This window comes from Dermabacter sp. HFH0086 (assembly GCF_000413375.1).
Lineage (GTDB): Bacteria > Actinomycetota > Actinomycetes > Actinomycetales > Dermabacteraceae > Dermabacter > Dermabacter hominis.
This window is the reverse complement of sequence record NZ_KE340308.1, coordinates 1,224,492-1,239,316: the sequence shown is the minus strand read 5'-3', so window position 1 is coordinate 1,239,316 and position 14,825 is coordinate 1,224,492. Positions and strand designations below refer to the sequence as shown.

The following is a 14,825-nucleotide window of genomic DNA, read 5'->3' as shown; positions in this document are numbered from 1 at the left end:
TGCACCCGTCTCCTGAGCCTGCGGGCGTCCCGTTCGTCTGATGTCATGGATGTGGCGCATATCCCGCGCAGCCCGGCCACACACCGTGCGCCGGTTGGCCCCCGCGATACGCGATTGATAGGAACGACACAGCAAGGATTTATCGATGACGACCAATCCGACCGCACAAGATTCAGCGGTATACAAGTACCGGCCCTCAAAACTACGCACGGGGCCCTCCAAGAACGATAAGTCCTTCATTGGCCACCCGGGCGGCCTGCCCTGGATGCTCCAGGTCGAGATGTGGGAGCGCTTCAGCTGGTTCGGCATGCGCGCGATCCTGCTGTACTTCCTCACCGACGTCGCCGCCAACCAGGGCCTCGGCCTTTCGGATACCGCGGGCCAGGTCATCGTCTCCGCCTACGGCGCTGCCGTTCTCCTCATGACCATTCCGGGCGGCATCATCGCTGACCGTATCCTCGGCCCGTGGATTTCTGGCCTCATCGGTGGATCGGTCATCATGCTCGGCCACGTGCTGCTCGCGTTCCCGGCCGCGATCACCTCATGGTCGGGCCTGATCTGCATCGCTATTGGTACGGGCCTCATCAAACCGAACCTCGCGACAATCGTGGGCGGCCTCTACGATGAGGACGACCCGAGGCGCGATGCTGGCTTCCAGTACTTCTACATGTCGGTGAACGTCGGCTCGCTCGTTGCCCCGCTGATCGTGGGCTTCCTGCGTGGCCACTTCGGCTACCACGTTGGCTTCCTCGCCGCTGCCGTCGGCATGGCGCTTGCACTCGTGTCGTTCTTCTACGGCCGCCACAAGCTCGGCGAGTTCGCCTACCGCATCCCGAACCCGCTCCAGAAGGGTGAAGGCGCGCGTCTCGCCCTCGGCGGCCTCGGCATCGTCGTCGTCGCGACGCTCCTGGTGCTCGGTTTCAATGCCCTCCTCGGCGAGCTTCACTCGGCGATCGCCTACTCGCTGTTCACCTTCGCTCTGATCATGAGCGCCTACTACTTCCTCACGATGTTTAAGAGCCCGAAGGTCACCGCACAGGAGCGCACGCACCTCGGCGCATTCCTGCCCCTCTGGGTTGGCCAGATTCTGTTCGTCGTGATCTTCGAGCAGGCTGCCGGCAAGATGGCCTTCTTCGCCGAGAACAACACGGACCGCACGATCGGCGCACTGAACCTCTCCCCCGAGGTCTACCAGTCGATCAACCCCGCCGCGGTGCTCTTGCTCTCGCCGGTGATCGCGTGGATCTTCACACGCCGCAAGGGCAAGTTCCCGAACACAGCCGCAAAGTTCGCGCTTTCTCTTATCATCATCGCGCTGTCGGCCGTGCTCATGGGCTACGGCTTCGGAACGTGGCCGGGCGCGGGCATGCTCGCCCCGTTCTGGTACCTGGGCCTCGTGTTCGTGGTGCAGACGGTTGCCGAGCTGTTCATGAATCCCGTGGGCCTCTCGGTGACGACCAAGCTCGCACCGAAGCAGTTTGCCTCGCAAACCATGACCCTTTGGTACCTTGCCCCGAGCGTCGGCATGGGTCTCACGTCGGTGATTATCGACCAGGTCAAGAGAGCAAACCTCGGTGACGCCGTCTACTACTACGGCCTCGGTGCCGTGACCATCGTCGTGGCGATCATTATGTTCATGATTGCCCCCTGGGTGCAGGCGAAGATGGACGACGTCGATCAGCGCGAGCTCAGTGGAGCGCGCGAGGTTGGCGTGAAGGTCGCGAAGTAGTCTCACACCCTCATATACGAGAGCGGGCCCCGCGCATTGCGCGGGGCCCGCTCTTTTATGCTGTGCTCTCCGAGAGCTTCGAGACTCAGGCCTCGTCGGTCTCCTCGGTGAGGTTGCGCGTACGGTTCACGTCGATCGGAACACCGGGACCGAAGGTCGTGGACATCGTGACCTTCGAGATGTAGCGGCCCTTCGAGCTCGCCGGCTTGAGGCGCAGGATCTCCTCGAGAGCTGCAACGTAGTTCTCCACGAGCTGCTTCTCGGTGAACGAGGCCTTGCCGATGATGAAGTGAAGGTTGGCAGCACGGTCAACGCGGAAGTCGATCTTGCCGCCCTTGATGTCGCTGACAGCCTTCGCGGTGTCCATCGTGACGGTGCCGGTCTTGGGATTCGGCATGAGGCCACGGGGACCGAGCACGCGGCCAAGGCGGCCCACCTTACCCATGAGGTTCGGGGTTGCCACGGCGGTGTCGAAGTCGGTCCAGCCGCCTGCAACCTTCTCGATGAGGTCGTCGTCGCCGACCTCGTCGGCGCCTGCGGCGCGTGCTGCTTCGGCCTGGGGGCCGGTCGCGAACACGATGACGCGGGCGGTCTTACCGGTGCCGTGCGGGAGGTTGACGGTGCCGCGCACCATCTGGTCCGCCTTGCGGGGGTCAACGCTCAGGCGCATGGCGACCTCAACGGTCGAGTCGGTCTTCTTGGAGCCGGACTTCTTGACGATGCGCACGGCATCGAGGGGCGCGTAGTGGCGGCCTTCCTCAATAAGTGCGGCGGCGTCCTGGAATGCCTTTGATTTCTTTGCCATTTGGATCAGCCCTCCACCGTGATGCCCATGGAACGCGCGGTTCCAGCCACGATCTTCGCGGCGGCGTCAATATCGTTTGCGTTGAGATCGGGCATCTTGGTCTGCGCGATCTCCTTGACCTGCTCCATGGTCACCTTGCCCACCTTCTGGGTGTGGGGCACGGGTGAGCCCTTGTCAAGGCCGGCGGCCTTGAGGAGGAGGCGTGCAGCGGGCGGAGTCTTGGTGATGAACGTGAACGAGCGATCCTCGTACACGGTGATCTCAACCGGGACGATGTTGCCGCGCTGGCTTTCGGTGGCGGCGTTGTAGGCCTTGGTGAACTCAACGATGTTCACACCGGCGGCACCGAGTGCCGGGCCGATCGGCGGGGCAGGCGTCGCCTGTCCAGCCTGGATCTGGAGCTTGATAATGCTCGCGACCTTTTTCTTGGGAGCCATTGCTCTTCCTTCTTGTCGTGGTTCGGGCGGATGCCGTTCGGCACCCTCCCACTACGGTCCCGCGAGTGCGGGCGGGCGTTTTCAGATCTTGGCGACCTGCTCGAAGCCCAACTCGAGCGGGGTCTCGCGGCCGAAGATCGACACGAGAACCCGAAGTTTCTGGTTGGTGTTGTCGATGTCCGCGATCGTGGCGGGCATCGTTTCGAAGGGGCCGTCCATGACGGTGACGGACTCGCCCACCTCGAACGCCGGGATGGCCTTTTCCTTGGCCTTGGAAGAAGAGGACTTCTTCTTCTCGGGGAGGTTGACCGACGGCGCCAACAGAGAGTAAATCTCATCGAACGAGAGAGGTACAGGATCGGTGCTGTTTCCCACAAACCCGGTCACGCCCGGGGTGTCACGCACCACGCGCCACGAAGCTTCGGTGAGATCCATGCGCACGTACACGTAACCGGGAATGCGCACGCGGCGCACGATCTTCTTTTGACCGTTCTTGACCTCGGTCGCATCCTCCATGGGCACCTCGACCTGGAAGATGTAATCCTCCATGTCCTGGGTTTCGGTGCGCGTGAGCAGCTGGGTCTTCACACGGTTTTCGTGACCCGAGTAGGAGTGGATGACGTACCACTCGCCGGGTGCGGAACGCAGGTGACGCTTGAGGGCCACAACCGGATCCTCAACCGCGCTCTCCGAGTTTTCGTCGAGAACGACGGGGGCCTCTACGCCCTCGATTTCCTCCGCTGGCGCTGCGTTTTCGGGAGCTTCGCCGCTCTCGGGGGCGTCGGCCACTTCCGGGGTGGTGTCGAGGGCCTCGTTTGCGAGGTCGTCGTGCATATCTTCTGCCACGAGTATCGTTTCCTTACTCTCGAAAATCTCAGTGCGCCGTGAACAGTGCGCGCGTGAGCGAGCCGAACACGAAGTCCATGCCGAACACGAGAAGGATCATGAACACGACGAACGCGACAACCGCAATCGTGTAGGTGACCATTTCGCGACCGGTCGGCGTGACAACCTTGCGCAGTTCCGTGAAAACCTGCTGGAGGAAGACCCAGCACGCCTTGAAGGGGTTCTTCGTGCCGATGGTCGACTCTTGCTCGAAGTCGCCACGAGTGGGGTCGGTCTCGGGGTGAACGCTCATCGTTTTCCTTCTCCATCTCGACGTCGGCAACGTGTCGATCGGGCGCTGGGGATTACCGCTTAAAGAAAAAGCAGGGCAGACAGGACTCGAACCTGCAACCTACGGTTTTGGAGACCGTTGCGCTACCAATTGCGCCACTGCCCTGTGCTTCACGAGCACTGCCCGAGGAGCGAAGCCCTCAAAAAGGGCCAGATACGATCATAGGGCAATTGAACGCCGCGGTCTAGTCATGAGGGCCCTTATCGCGATTGTGTGACGCACTCGGCTTGAATCAGGCGCTAGCGTCCTTTGCGGGCGCATGACGCACGGGTTTCACGCGACGCTCTGCTTTTTCTGACAAGATCGAATCCATGAGCTTCGATGACTCCACCTCCACACCGCACGAACGGCGCCTTTCTGCGCGCCTCATATCGATCGCTGAGTCGGCCACTCTCGCCGTTGACGCGAAGGCGAAGGCTCTCGCCGCACAAGGAGAAGACGTCATAGGCTTCGGCGCTGGCGAGCCAGATTTCCCCACGCCCGAGCACATCGTCGAGGCTGCGATCGCCGCCGCTCGCGATCCAAAGAATCACCGCTACTCCCCCGCGACCGGCCTTCCAGAGCTCAAGGAGGCGATCGCGCACCAGACCTATGAGAGCGACCGCGTTCGCGTCGATGCCTCACGCATCATCGTCACCAACGGCGGGAAGCAGGCTGTATACGAAGCACTCGCAGCGCTCCTCGATCCGGGCGATGAAGCCATCCTGCCAGCGCCCTATTGGACAACGTATCCGGAGGCAGTTCGGCTTGCGGGCGGAGTTCCCGTCGCCGTACGCACGGGCGCTGACCAGGGCTATATCCCCTCGATCGAGCAGCTCGAGGCCGCCCGCACGCCGCGTTCGAAGGTCGTGCTGCTGTGTTCACCGTCGAACCCTACGGGGGCGGTCATGAGCCGCGCTCAGGTGGAAGAGTTCGGGCGTTGGGCACTCGAGAACGATCTGTGGGTGCTCTCCGATGAGATTTACCAGAACCTTGTCTATGACGGCGCGACGTTCCATTCGATCCTTGACGTGGTGCCCGAGCTCGAGGATCGCACGATCCTCGTCAACGGCGTCGCCAAGACATTCGCCATGACCGGCTGGCGCGTTGGCTGGTTGATCGCTCCGCCGGACATCGCCCAGGGCGTTGCGCGGCTCCAAAGCCACCTGACCTCGAACGTCAACAACGTTGCCCAGCGCGCCGCCATCGCCGCGCTGACGGGCCCCACCGAACCGCTCGACACAATGCGTGAGGCGTTCGATCGGCGACGCCGCACAATGGTCGACATGCTCAGCGAGATCGAAGGTCTCACGCTGCCGACTCCTCGCGGGGCGTTCTACGCCTTCCCAGATGTCACGGGCCTTCTGGGGCGCGAGATCGACGGTACGTGCGTCACCACGTCGGCCGAACTCGCCGCACTCATCCTCGAGCGCGCGAAGGTCGCACTCGTGCCCGGGGAGGCTTTCGATGCGCCGGGTCACCTCCGCCTCAGCTATGCACTTTCCGACGCCGACCTGGCGAAGGGCGTTGCTCGACTTCAGAAGGTGCTCGGCTAGCCATGGCAACCGTCGGAAATCCACACCCCAATCGCGAAGGCAAGCGAGACCTGCGCGCGCTGCCCAAGGCTCACCTGCACCTGCACTTCACGGGCTCGATGCGCCGCGACACGTTGCAGGAGCTCGCGGCCGCACAGAAGTTGCGGTTGCCGCGCACGCTCACGGAACAGACCGCGCTCAAGGTCGAGCCGAGCGCGCGTGGCTGGTTCCGTTTCCAGCGTTTCTACGACGCCGCACGCACCGTCGTCAACAGCGAGACGATTATGCGCCGCCTCCTTCGCGAGGCCGCCGAGGATGATCTCGCCGAGGGCTCCGTACGGCTCGAGCTGCAAATTGATCCCACGAGTTACGCACCGTTCGTGGGCGGCATTACCCCCGCAATCGAGATCATCGTGGACGAAGCCCGCGCGATCGAGCGCGACCTCGGAATCTCCATGGGGATCATCGTCGCGGCGAGCCGCATGCGCCACCCGCTCGATGCCCGCATCCTCGCCCGCCTTGCCGTCAAGCATGCGGGCACCGTGATCGGATTCGGGCTGTCCAACGACGAGCGGCGCGGGGATACGAGTGCGTTCGCGGGCGCGTTCAGAATTGCCCACAACGGAGGCCTCGCCGCGATGCCCCACGGCGGCGAACTCCTCGGCCCGCCGCATATCCACGAGGTCGTCGAGGCATTGAGGCCCACGCGCCTCGGCCACGGCGTGCGCGCGATCGAGGATCCTCGGCTCCTCGACACACTCGTGGAGCGCGACATTGCCCTTGAAGTGTGCCCGGCCTCAAATGTTTCACTCGGCGTGTATGGCGATATCGGCGATGTGCCCGTACCGCAGCTCGCACGCTCCGGTGCCACGATCGCCCTCGGCGCGGACGACCCGCTCCTGTTCGGTTCGCGCCTTCTCGCCCAATACGAAGCCGTGCGCGCAATGGGCATGAGCGATCGAGAAATCGCCGATCTCGCCGCCGGATCGATCCGCGCCTCGCGCATGAGCGACGCGCACAAGGTAGCGCAGCTTGAACGCGTGCGCGAGTGGTACGAAGGCGCGGCTTGAGCGCGTCTTAGCGGTCTCGGCCGGCGCCGCGACTCGGCGTTGCGAGGAAGAACGCCGGGGCGGCGAACGAATGCTCGGCGAATGCGTGTGCCACCGCGCCCGCGACGGCCTCCACCCTGTCCGCATCGACGAGAGCGATCACGCTACCGCCAAAGCCGCCGCCGGTCATACGCGCGCCGTGCGCCCCCGCTGCGCGCGCCGCATCGACGGCGACGTCGAGCTCGGGAACGGTGACCTCATAATCATCTCGAAGCGAATCGTGCGAGGCGTTGAGCAGCCGGGCAATCGTGTCGAGGTTGTCGCGGATAGAGCCCGCCTCGAGCGCCGCGGCAAATTCGCGCACGCGCTCGATCTCGTGAATGATGTGGCGACTGCGCTTTTGCACGACGGGATCGGTGAGGCCCTCGCACGCGTCTAAAGCCTCCTCGAACGGCACGTCACGAAGACTGTCCACGCCGAGCGCTCGGGCCCCCGCCTCCGCTTGCGCCCTGCGCTGCGCGTACTCGCCACCCACGAGGCTGTGAGGAGCCCGCGTGTCGATAATGAGCAGCTCGAGGCCCTGTCCCGCGAGATCCCACGGGACAGACGTCGTCGAAAAGTCCCGGCAATCGAGAACGATGGCGTGTCCCTCCTCGCACAGGATTGAGGCCGACTGATCGAGCCCGCCGGTTGCCGCACCAGCGAACTGCGTTTCCGCCTTGATCGCCGCGCGAATACGGTCGTGGGGAGTAGTTCCGAGTTCGCACAGCTCATCGATCGCGGCCGCGACCGCGCATTCGAGAGCTGCGCTCGAACTGAGGCCGGCGCCGAGGGGAACGTAGCCATCGATCAAGAGATCGAAACCGCACGGTGTTTCGTCTTCGAAGTGTTCCGCGAGCGCCCACACGACCCCCGCGACGTAGGAAGCCCAACCTTCGACGGCCCCCGGGGCGAGAGTCGCAACGGGCACCTCAACCGTCTCGCCGGACTGCACGGACCGCATCCGCACGACGCCCGCGTCAGTGCGGCGTGCCGCGACGAAGCAGCGATGCGAGATCGCCATTGGGACGCACAGCCCCTGCTGATAATCGACGTGCTCGCCGATGATGTTCACCCGGCCGGGCGCAGAAAACACGCCTTCCGGATCGCCGCCAAAGGCCTCGCGAAACTCGCGAGCAGCCTTGTCGATTGCCTCAACGTCACGGGGAGCAGCATGTAGTTCAGTCATGCCTCAAGTCTAGAGGTGCTCGACGCCATTCGCGTCCTCATCTGCGCTCTCGTCGGAGCGGATGGCCGGCATCCCGACGTCTTCGGGGTCCATTTCGACAATCTCGAATCCTGATTCGCGCGCTTCCGGCTGAAGGTTGTCGAAATCCTCGCGCCACTCCGGGCCGGCCTCAAGATCGATCGTGGGGTCAAGTTCACCGGGATCGAGGTGAACGACTGGAATCGCGGTGGTGAGAGCGCCGGGCTTTCGACGACGCCTGAAGGTCACCATGCGGCGGCGCCGATTGGTGCTAAACGGCTGTGAAATTGCAGGCACGCGCACGCGCCCGCTCGCCAGGAGTGTCACCGCACGGCTCGCCACGAGCTCACCGAGGATCACGCCCGCCGAGATCGCAATGGCGATCTCACACGCAAGCAAGAGATAGCCGGCACCCGTATTGCTCCCGTCGCTCAGTCCCAGAAGGCCTCGATAAATAACCGAGCCCGGCACCATCGTGATGATCGCGGGGGCGATGAGGATGTTCACGTATGCCTTTGCATATTGCGAAATGGCGACCGCGAACACGCCCGTGAAGAACGCGGTAATGCCGGTAGCCCACGCCCGCTCGAGACCCGCGACCTCGATGAGGAACGATGCCGTAGCCGTGAAACCCGGCAGGAGCGTCACCCAGTGCAAAAGGCGCGGCGGGACCTGAAAACCTACGGCGAAACCGAGCCCGATGAACGCTCCCGCGATCGCCACGAGGAGCGTCGAAATCAGGGTGGCCGGAATCGTCGACGTGATCGAGATGTCCGCGCCGACCCACTCGGCGATGAGCATGCCGCCACGAATACCGATGACAGCGCCCACGGTCAGCATGAACGTCTCAAGCACTCGCCCCGCGGCAGTCACGTACCATCCCGTGATCGCATCCTGCATCGCCCCGACCGACGTCGAGCCCGCAAGCACCATGACGAGACACGCGACAACGACGAGTGACGAATTCGCCGTCGGGTCCAGCCAGTTCACGACGAGGGAAATGAGCACCACGATGAATCCCCCAGCGATTTGCGCATAGAACACGGGAAGTCGCAGCTTGTCGAACAGAATGTAGACCTGCCACAACACGCCCGCCGCGAAAGCCGCAAAAGCTGTCACGAGAATCCCCGCGCCGAAGAACATCGCGCACGCGCCGCCCATGAGCACCCACGCGAGAGTGGTCACGATCGGGCCGTAATACCGCTTCATTGAGCGCACGCGATCAACCGCGAGGAGCGCCTCGTGAAGATCCATCTCGCCCTTCACGTATTTTGTGGTGATCTCGTCGACGCGGTCGAGCTTCGTAAAATCGTACGTGTAGCCGCCCGCGGTGCTGATGCGCGTGAACGGTGCCGACTGCGTGTCCGGGTAGTAGGAGACCGACACTTCCGTAAGAGTCGTCTGCACCGACACATTTCGAATGCCGGAGGAGGCCGTCACGCGTAGCATTGTCGCGGTCACGTCGGCCGCCGCGGCACCGTTGGAAATCATGACCTCGCCAATGCGCATGGCGAGTTCGAATACCTGGTGCAGACGGGTCAGGGAAGTGCTCACACTCATATCGTGGCACAGGCTCGCAGGCCGCGCACGGAAAGGATCAGCGAATGACACACACCTCGATCGACGCTCGCGCTGCACTCGCACGCCTGCGCGAAGGCAACGCTCGATTTGCGAGCGGAACGACCCGTCACCCGAATAGCGACGAGGATCGACGCCTCGACCTTTCCTCGGGGCAAGCACCGTTCGCGGCGATCCTCGCGTGCGCCGATTCACGCGTCCCGCCCGAGATTGTGTTCGACTGCGGGCTCGGCGATCTATTTGTTGTGCGTTCGGCTGGACAGATGGTGGAAAACGCCGTCCTAGCCTCGCTGGAATTCGCGGTGCATAAGCTCGCTGTTCCGCTGATCCTCGTCCTCGGCCACGACAACTGCGGGGCTGTCGCCGCGGCCGAGTCCCTCATGGAAGAGCGCGCCAGCGGGACGTCACTAGCCCTCCTCCCGGGACACCTCAACGCGCTTGCCGAGCAGATTTCGCGGCGTTTGGGGTCCGACGCTTGCCAAGCGGCCGTCGGAAACCCTCCCCTTTCCGGGGCAGACGCACCCAGGGACTCCGCTGCCGTGAATGCCGCCGCGGCGAAAGCGGAAGTGTGCGCGCGTTCCCCGCTCATACGCGCGGCGCACGAGTCGGGCGAGCTCGCGCTTGCCCATGCGATGTACACCCTCGATACGGGGCGCGTCGATTTCGGCGACTAATCCACCGCTCAGAGACCGGGGCTCGAGGAAAGCGCACAAACGAGAACGGCGAGGATGAGAATCGTCGCGACATCGATCGACCGGCGCCTCACCACGAGCGCTCCGAGAGCATCCACGGGCAGGATGAGCCGCACCACGGCGAGAGCAAACAGCAACGCCGAGAGCGCGTATCCGGCGGTCGGGACAGAAAAAAAGACCCCGATCGGTAGCACCACGAAAAAGACAATGCCCAGCGTCACCAGCAAAAGTCGCTGGCGGTGCACGGCGGCGCCGAAGGAATAGGGCGATCGATTCACACAACCATCGTAGCCCGACGTGGTTACGCTAGTGGGGTCGCACCCCGTGCAACGCAACGAGGCACTACCGCTACCAACCCACCACAAGGACGTGAACCACAATATGACCGCCGTGCGCATCGAGCATGACCTCCTCGGAGACCGCGAGGTACCAGCCGACGCCCTCTACGGGGTCCAAACCCTCAGGGCGCTCGAGAACTTTCGCATTTCCGATTTCCGCCTGAACCACTTCCCCTCGCTCGTCACGGCACTCGCGTATGTCAAGCACGCGGCGGCCCGCACCAACCAGCGACTCGGCGGCCTCGAAAAGACCAAGGCCGATGCAATCGCCCAGGCTTGCACCGAGATCGAAAACGGAGAGCATCACGAGCACTTCGTCGTCGACCTCATCCAGGGCGGCGCGGGCACGAGCACCAACATGAACGCCAACGAGGTCATCGCAAATCGCGGCCTCGAAATCCTCGGGCACGAGCGGGGCGAGTACGAATACCTCCACCCGAACAACGACGTGAACTTTGGGCAGTCCACCAACGACGTCTACCCGACGGCGGTGCGCCTCGCGATCCTCTTGAGCTTCCCCGATCTTGCCGACGCGATGCAGGGCCTAATCGAGGCGCTGCGCGCCAAGGGCGACGAGTTCGAGCACGTCCTCAAAATGGGGCGCACGCAAATGCAGGACGCTGTCCCGATGACCGTGGGGCAGGAGTTCCACGCGTGGGCGACGACCGTGAGCGAGGACGTCGAGCGTCTCACGCGAACCGCCCGATTCTTCCGGGAAATCAACATGGGTGCGACCGCGATCGGCACGGGCATTACGACCGACCCGAAGTATGCCTCGCTCGTCGTTGAGGAGCTCACGCGGATCACGGGAACAGAGTTCACCCTCGCCGCCGACCTCGTGGAGGCCACGAGCGACACGGGCGCGTTCGTCACCTTTTCGGGCGTGCTCAAGCGGATCGCGGTCAAAGTCTCGAAGATCTGCAACGACCTGCGTCTGCTCTCCTCCGGCCCCCGCGCAGGTTTCAATGAGATCGACCTTCCCGCGGTCCAGCCGGGCAGCTCCATCATGCCGGGCAAGGTCAATCCCGTGATCCCGGAGGTCGTCAATCAAGTGGCCTTCCAGGTGATCGGAAACGACCTCACGGTCACGCTCGCCGCTGAAAGCGGACAGCTTCAGCTCAATGCCTTCGAGCCGGTGATCGCCTACAACATCCTCACTTCAACCCGCATCATGACCCGAGCAATGCGCACACTGACGACGCGCTGCATCGAGGGCATCACCGTGAACGAGGACGTTCTCGCGGGCAACCTCGAGCGCTCGATCGGGATTGTCACGGCGCTCGTGCCCGTAATCGGCTACTCGGCGTCCTCGGAAATTGCCTCGCAGGCCCTCCACACGGGCAAGTCGGTGCGCGATATCGTACTCGAGCGCGGCCTCGTGAGCGAGGGGCACCTCGATGAGATCCTGACGCCGGCTCGCATGACCCAGCCGTACAGGGCAACCGCAACGGGGGCGATCCCCGCGCTCGACAGTTCTGACCCGATCGCCCAGGACGACCTCGAGCTCTAGCTCGGGCCGCCCCCGCTTAGCGGGCTATTCGTCGGCCTCTTCGTTCTTGCCGCGCATCACGAGCAGCGGATCGGGCGTGCCGACGACCTCGTGGTCCTTCCCCTCGTATTCAAACTGCGAGAGGAAGTACTTCATCGCGTTGATGCGAGCGCGCTTCTTGTCGTTCGAGCGGATGATCGTCCACGGCGCATACTTCTTGTCGGTGCGGCGGAACATTTCTTCCTTTGCCGCACCGTACGCTTCCCAGCGGTCGAGCGATTCGAGGTCCATGGGCGAAAGCTTCCATTGGCGGACCGGATCGAGCTGGCGGATCGCGAAGCGGGTGCGCTGCTCCTTTTGCGAAACCGAGAACCAGAACTTCGTGACGTGGATACCAGAGTCGACGAGCATGCGCTCGAAGTGCGGCACCTGGTTCATGAAGGTTTCGTACTCCTCATCGCTCGCGAAGCCCATGACGCGCTCGACACCGGCACGGTTGTACCACGAGCGGTCGAACAGCACCATCTCGCCTTCGGTCGGCAGATGCTCGACGTAGCGCTGGAAGTACCACTGGCCCTTCTCTCGCTCGGTCGGCTTGTTGAGGGCGACGACGCGCGCCATGCGCGGGTTGAGGTGTTCGGTGAAGCGCTTGATCGTACCGCCCTTACCGGCAGCATCGCGCCCCTCAAAAATGATGATCGCTTTCTTCTTCGCGTCCTCGAGCCAGTACTGGAGCTTGAGCAGCTCGACCTGAAGGAAATACTTCTCGCGCTCGTACTCGTCGCGCTCCATGCGTGTCTCGTAGGGGTAGCCCTCCTGCCACGTGTACACGGGGTTGCCATGCGGGTCGATCAGGTCAGGATCGGGCGAGTGGCCATCGGCAACGGTATAGCCGAGTTCGCGAAGGTGCTCGATAAATTCGCGAAGGTTGCTGCTGTGCGGCAGTTCGCCGTTGAGATCGAGTTCGGGCACGGGGGCTTTCTTGCCTTTTTTCATCGCTCGTCTTTCGCTCGTGGGGGCGGGGATTGGGGTCTCAGGGCTGGGATCGACTGGCGCCGGGGCGGGGTCGATGGAAGGTTCCGACGGCTGCTCTGCTTCGGTGCGCTTGCCAAAAATCCGCGCGATAAAGGCGATCAGTGCGCGAAGTGGCGAGTTCCCGTCATGTACATGGTGATTCCCGCGCTCTTGCATGCCTCGATCACCTCCTTATCGCGGATCGACCCTCCGGGCTGCACGATGGCGCTCACGCCCGCGTCGATGAGTTGTTCAGGGCCGTCAGCGAAGGGGAAGAAAGCGTCGGAAGCCGCCACCGCACCGCGTGCGCGCTCCTCGCCCTCGCCGCCGAGGGTGTTGGCGCGCTCCACCGCAAGGCGGCACGCGTCAACGCGGTTCACCTGACCCATGCCTACGCCCACGGCCGCGCCATCTTTCGCGAGCAGGATCGCGTTAGAACGGGGGGCCCGCACGGCGCGCCACGCGAAGGCGAGGTCGGCGAGGGTTGCGGCCGAGGCCGGCTCACCGCACACGAGCTCCCAGTTCGCGGGGTCGTCGCCCGGTGCCTGGTAGCGGTCGGGCTCCTGGTAGAGCACGCCGCCCCAAATCTCGCGGCCGTCGAGGGTGGAATCAGTGCGGGGCGCACCGGAGATCTCGAGGATGCGCAGGTTTTTCTTCGCTTTGAGAGCGTCGAGTGCGCCGTCCTCGTAGCCGGGGGCGACGATGACCTCGGTGAAGACCTCGCTGACGCGCTGTGCCATGTCGAGGCTCACGGGGCGGTTCGCGGCGATCACGCCACCGAAGGCGGATACCGGGTCGGTTGCGTGGGCCTTCGTGTAGGCATCGGCGATGTCGGCATCTTCGGAGGCGATGGCAATGCCGCACGGGTTGTTGTGCTTGATGATCGCGACGCACGGCTCGGGGTGGTCGAAGGCAGCGCGCAGCGCGGCATCGGCATCGACATAGTTGTTGTAGCTCATCGCCTTGCCGCCAAGCGGTTCCGCCTCGGCGAGGGTCGTCGAATCCTCGAACAGCGAACGGCTCGAATCAAGGAAGGCCTTCTGATGCGAGTTTTCGCCGTAGCGAAGCGGCGTGAGGTCCTCGTCTTCAGGATCGACGCCGAGGGCTTCGTCGGCACGGTCCGCCATCCACTCCTCGATAGCGGCGTCGTATTCGGCGATGCGCGAGAAGGCGTCTGCGGCCAGAACGAGGCGTTCTTCGCGTGTGAAGCCACCGTCGGCGACGGCTCCTTCGACCAGGTCGTACTGTTCGATGCTTGTCACCACGGCGCACGTGGAGAAGTTCTTTGCGGCACTGCGCACCATTGCGGGGCCGCCAATGTCGATCTTTTCGACGATGTCGTCGAACGATGCGCCGCTCGCGACGGTGTCCTCGAAGGGATAGAGGTTGCACACGAGCAGGTCGATCGGGGCGATCGCATGCTCCTCGAGCGCGGCGACGTGCGAAGGCTTGTTGCGGTCGGCGAGAAGACCACCGTGGATCTTCGGGTGGAGGGTTTTCACGCGGCCGTCGAGAATTTCGGGAAAGCCCGTCACGTTCTCCACGGCCGTCACGGGGATTCCTGCCTCGGCGATCGCCTTCGCGGTGGAGCCGGTCGAAACGATCTCGACGCCGTTCGCATGGAGACCGGTCGCGAGCTCGATGAGACCAGTCTTGTCGTATACAGAGACCAGGGCGCGCGTGACGGCACGCTTGGACATGCGGGGCTCCTTCGTCGTGGTGTGATTGGGCGATTTGCCCTTTAAACCTATCGCGTT

General features: G+C 63.7%; 14 protein-coding genes and 1 tRNA gene. 5 read left to right on the top strand and 10 right to left on the bottom strand.

What is annotated here, in order from left to right; genetic code table 11:
* Positions 1-145: 145 nt before the first annotated feature.
* Positions 146-1,729 (top strand): peptide MFS transporter, encoded by a 1,584-nt coding sequence (locus HMPREF1484_RS05340; protein ID WP_016664002.1) that lies wholly within the window; start codon positions 146-148, stop codon positions 1,727-1,729.
* Positions 1,730-1,814: 85 nt separating this feature from the next.
* Here HMPREF1484_RS05340 and rplA read toward each other — a convergent pair whose 3' ends face one another.
* From rplA to HMPREF1484_RS05315, 5 genes are all read right to left on the bottom strand, one after another.
* A complete protein-coding gene (gene rplA, locus HMPREF1484_RS05335) occupies positions 1,815-2,534 on the bottom strand; it encodes a 50S ribosomal protein L1 (RefSeq protein ID WP_016664001.1) in 720 nt (239 codons plus the stop codon).
* 5 nt (positions 2,535-2,539) lie between these two features.
* On the bottom strand, positions 2,540-2,971 hold the full coding sequence (rplK, locus tag HMPREF1484_RS05330; RefSeq protein WP_016664000.1) for a 50S ribosomal protein L11: 432 nt from the start codon (positions 2,969-2,971) through the stop codon (positions 2,540-2,542).
* Positions 2,972-3,052: 81 nt separating this feature from the next.
* Positions 3,053-3,817 (bottom strand): transcription termination/antitermination protein NusG, encoded by a 765-nt coding sequence (nusG, locus tag HMPREF1484_RS05325; protein WP_016663999.1) that lies wholly within the window; start codon positions 3,815-3,817, stop codon positions 3,053-3,055.
* A 28-nt stretch (positions 3,818-3,845) separates the two neighbouring features.
* Positions 3,846-4,109 carry a preprotein translocase subunit SecE gene (gene secE / locus HMPREF1484_RS05320; RefSeq protein ID WP_016663998.1) on the bottom strand — a complete coding sequence of 88 codons (264 nt, stop codon included), beginning with the start codon at positions 4,107-4,109 and terminating at the stop codon, positions 3,846-3,848.
* Positions 4,110-4,180: 71 nt separating this feature from the next.
* A tRNA-Trp gene (locus tag HMPREF1484_RS05315) sits at positions 4,181-4,253 on the bottom strand.
* A 206-nt stretch (positions 4,254-4,459) separates the two neighbouring features.
* On the opposite strand from HMPREF1484_RS05315, the gene HMPREF1484_RS05310 reads away from it, so the two are divergent.
* Together HMPREF1484_RS05310 and HMPREF1484_RS05305 are read left to right on the top strand one after the other, a co-directional pair.
* Complete coding sequence (locus HMPREF1484_RS05310; protein WP_016663997.1) at positions 4,460-5,683, top strand: pyridoxal phosphate-dependent aminotransferase; 1,224 nt, start codon at positions 4,460-4,462, stop codon at positions 5,681-5,683.
* Between the two features lie 2 nt (positions 5,684-5,685).
* Complete coding sequence (locus tag HMPREF1484_RS05305; protein ID WP_016663996.1) at positions 5,686-6,732, top strand: adenosine deaminase; 1,047 nt, start codon at positions 5,686-5,688, stop codon at positions 6,730-6,732.
* 7 nt (positions 6,733-6,739) lie between these two features.
* On the opposite strand, the gene galK is transcribed toward HMPREF1484_RS05305, so the two are convergent.
* Entirely contained in the window at positions 6,740-7,939 is a 1,200-nt protein-coding gene (gene galK / locus HMPREF1484_RS05300) for a galactokinase (protein WP_016663995.1), read from the bottom strand.
* 9 nt (positions 7,940-7,948) lie between these two features.
* Positions 7,949-9,511, bottom strand: coding sequence for a threonine/serine exporter ThrE family protein (locus HMPREF1484_RS05295; RefSeq protein WP_051120633.1), 1,563 nt, complete (start codon positions 9,509-9,511; stop codon positions 7,949-7,951).
* Between the two features lie 50 nt (positions 9,512-9,561).
* Between HMPREF1484_RS05295 and HMPREF1484_RS05290 the strand changes: the two genes are divergently transcribed.
* On the top strand, positions 9,562-10,209 hold the full coding sequence (locus HMPREF1484_RS05290; protein WP_016663993.1) for a carbonic anhydrase: 648 nt from the start codon (positions 9,562-9,564) through the stop codon (positions 10,207-10,209).
* 8 nt (positions 10,210-10,217) lie between these two features.
* Here the strand turns inward: HMPREF1484_RS05290 and HMPREF1484_RS05285 are convergent, their stop codons facing one another.
* Complete coding sequence (locus HMPREF1484_RS05285) at positions 10,218-10,505, bottom strand: DUF3017 domain-containing protein (RefSeq protein ID WP_034372174.1); 288 nt, start codon at positions 10,503-10,505, stop codon at positions 10,218-10,220.
* Between the two features lie 103 nt (positions 10,506-10,608).
* On the opposite strand from HMPREF1484_RS05285, the gene HMPREF1484_RS05280 reads away from it, so the two are divergent.
* Positions 10,609-12,075, top strand: coding sequence for an aspartate ammonia-lyase (locus HMPREF1484_RS05280; RefSeq protein ID WP_070435469.1), 1,467 nt, complete (start codon positions 10,609-10,611; stop codon positions 12,073-12,075).
* Positions 12,076-12,099: 24 nt separating this feature from the next.
* Here HMPREF1484_RS05280 and ppk2 read toward each other — a convergent pair whose 3' ends face one another.
* On the bottom strand, positions 12,100-13,050 hold the full coding sequence (ppk2, locus tag HMPREF1484_RS05275) for a polyphosphate kinase 2 (protein WP_051120632.1): 951 nt from the start codon (positions 13,048-13,050) through the stop codon (positions 12,100-12,102).
* Positions 13,051-13,187: 137 nt separating this feature from the next.
* Complete coding sequence (purH, locus tag HMPREF1484_RS05270; RefSeq protein ID WP_016663989.1) at positions 13,188-14,768, bottom strand: bifunctional phosphoribosylaminoimidazolecarboxamide formyltransferase/IMP cyclohydrolase; 1,581 nt, start codon at positions 14,766-14,768, stop codon at positions 13,188-13,190.
* Between the last annotated feature and the right edge of the window lie 57 nt (positions 14,769-14,825).

Bases quoted from the DNA above. Each gene is read 5' to 3' on its own strand.
- secE (WP_016663998.1), bottom strand. From the start codon at position 4,109: ATGAGCGTTCACCCCGAGACCGACCCCACTCGTGGCGACTTCGAGCAA.
- HMPREF1484_RS05310 (WP_016663997.1), top strand. From the start codon at position 4,460: ATGAGCTTCGATGACTCCACCTCCACACCGCACGAACGGCGCCTTTCT.
- HMPREF1484_RS05280 (WP_070435469.1), top strand. From the start codon at position 10,609: ATGACCGCCGTGCGCATCGAGCATGACCTCCTCGGAGACCGCGAGGTA.
- galK (WP_016663995.1), bottom strand. From the start codon at position 7,939: ATGACTGAACTACATGCTGCTCCCCGTGACGTTGAGGCAATCGACAAG.
- rplA (WP_016664001.1), bottom strand. From the start codon at position 2,534: ATGGCAAAGAAATCAAAGGCATTCCAGGACGCCGCCGCACTTATTGAG.
- HMPREF1484_RS05340 (WP_016664002.1), top strand. From the start codon at position 146: ATGACGACCAATCCGACCGCACAAGATTCAGCGGTATACAAGTACCGG.
- HMPREF1484_RS05290 (WP_016663993.1), top strand. From the start codon at position 9,562: ATGACACACACCTCGATCGACGCTCGCGCTGCACTCGCACGCCTGCGC.
- HMPREF1484_RS05305 (WP_016663996.1), top strand. From the start codon at position 5,686: ATGGCAACCGTCGGAAATCCACACCCCAATCGCGAAGGCAAGCGAGAC.
- purH (WP_016663989.1), bottom strand. From the start codon at position 14,768: ATGTCCAAGCGTGCCGTCACGCGCGCCCTGGTCTCTGTATACGACAAG.
- rplK (WP_016664000.1), bottom strand. From the start codon at position 2,971: ATGGCTCCCAAGAAAAAGGTCGCGAGCATTATCAAGCTCCAGATCCAG.
- ppk2 (WP_051120632.1), bottom strand. From the start codon at position 13,050: ATGAAAAAAGGCAAGAAAGCCCCCGTGCCCGAACTCGATCTCAACGGC.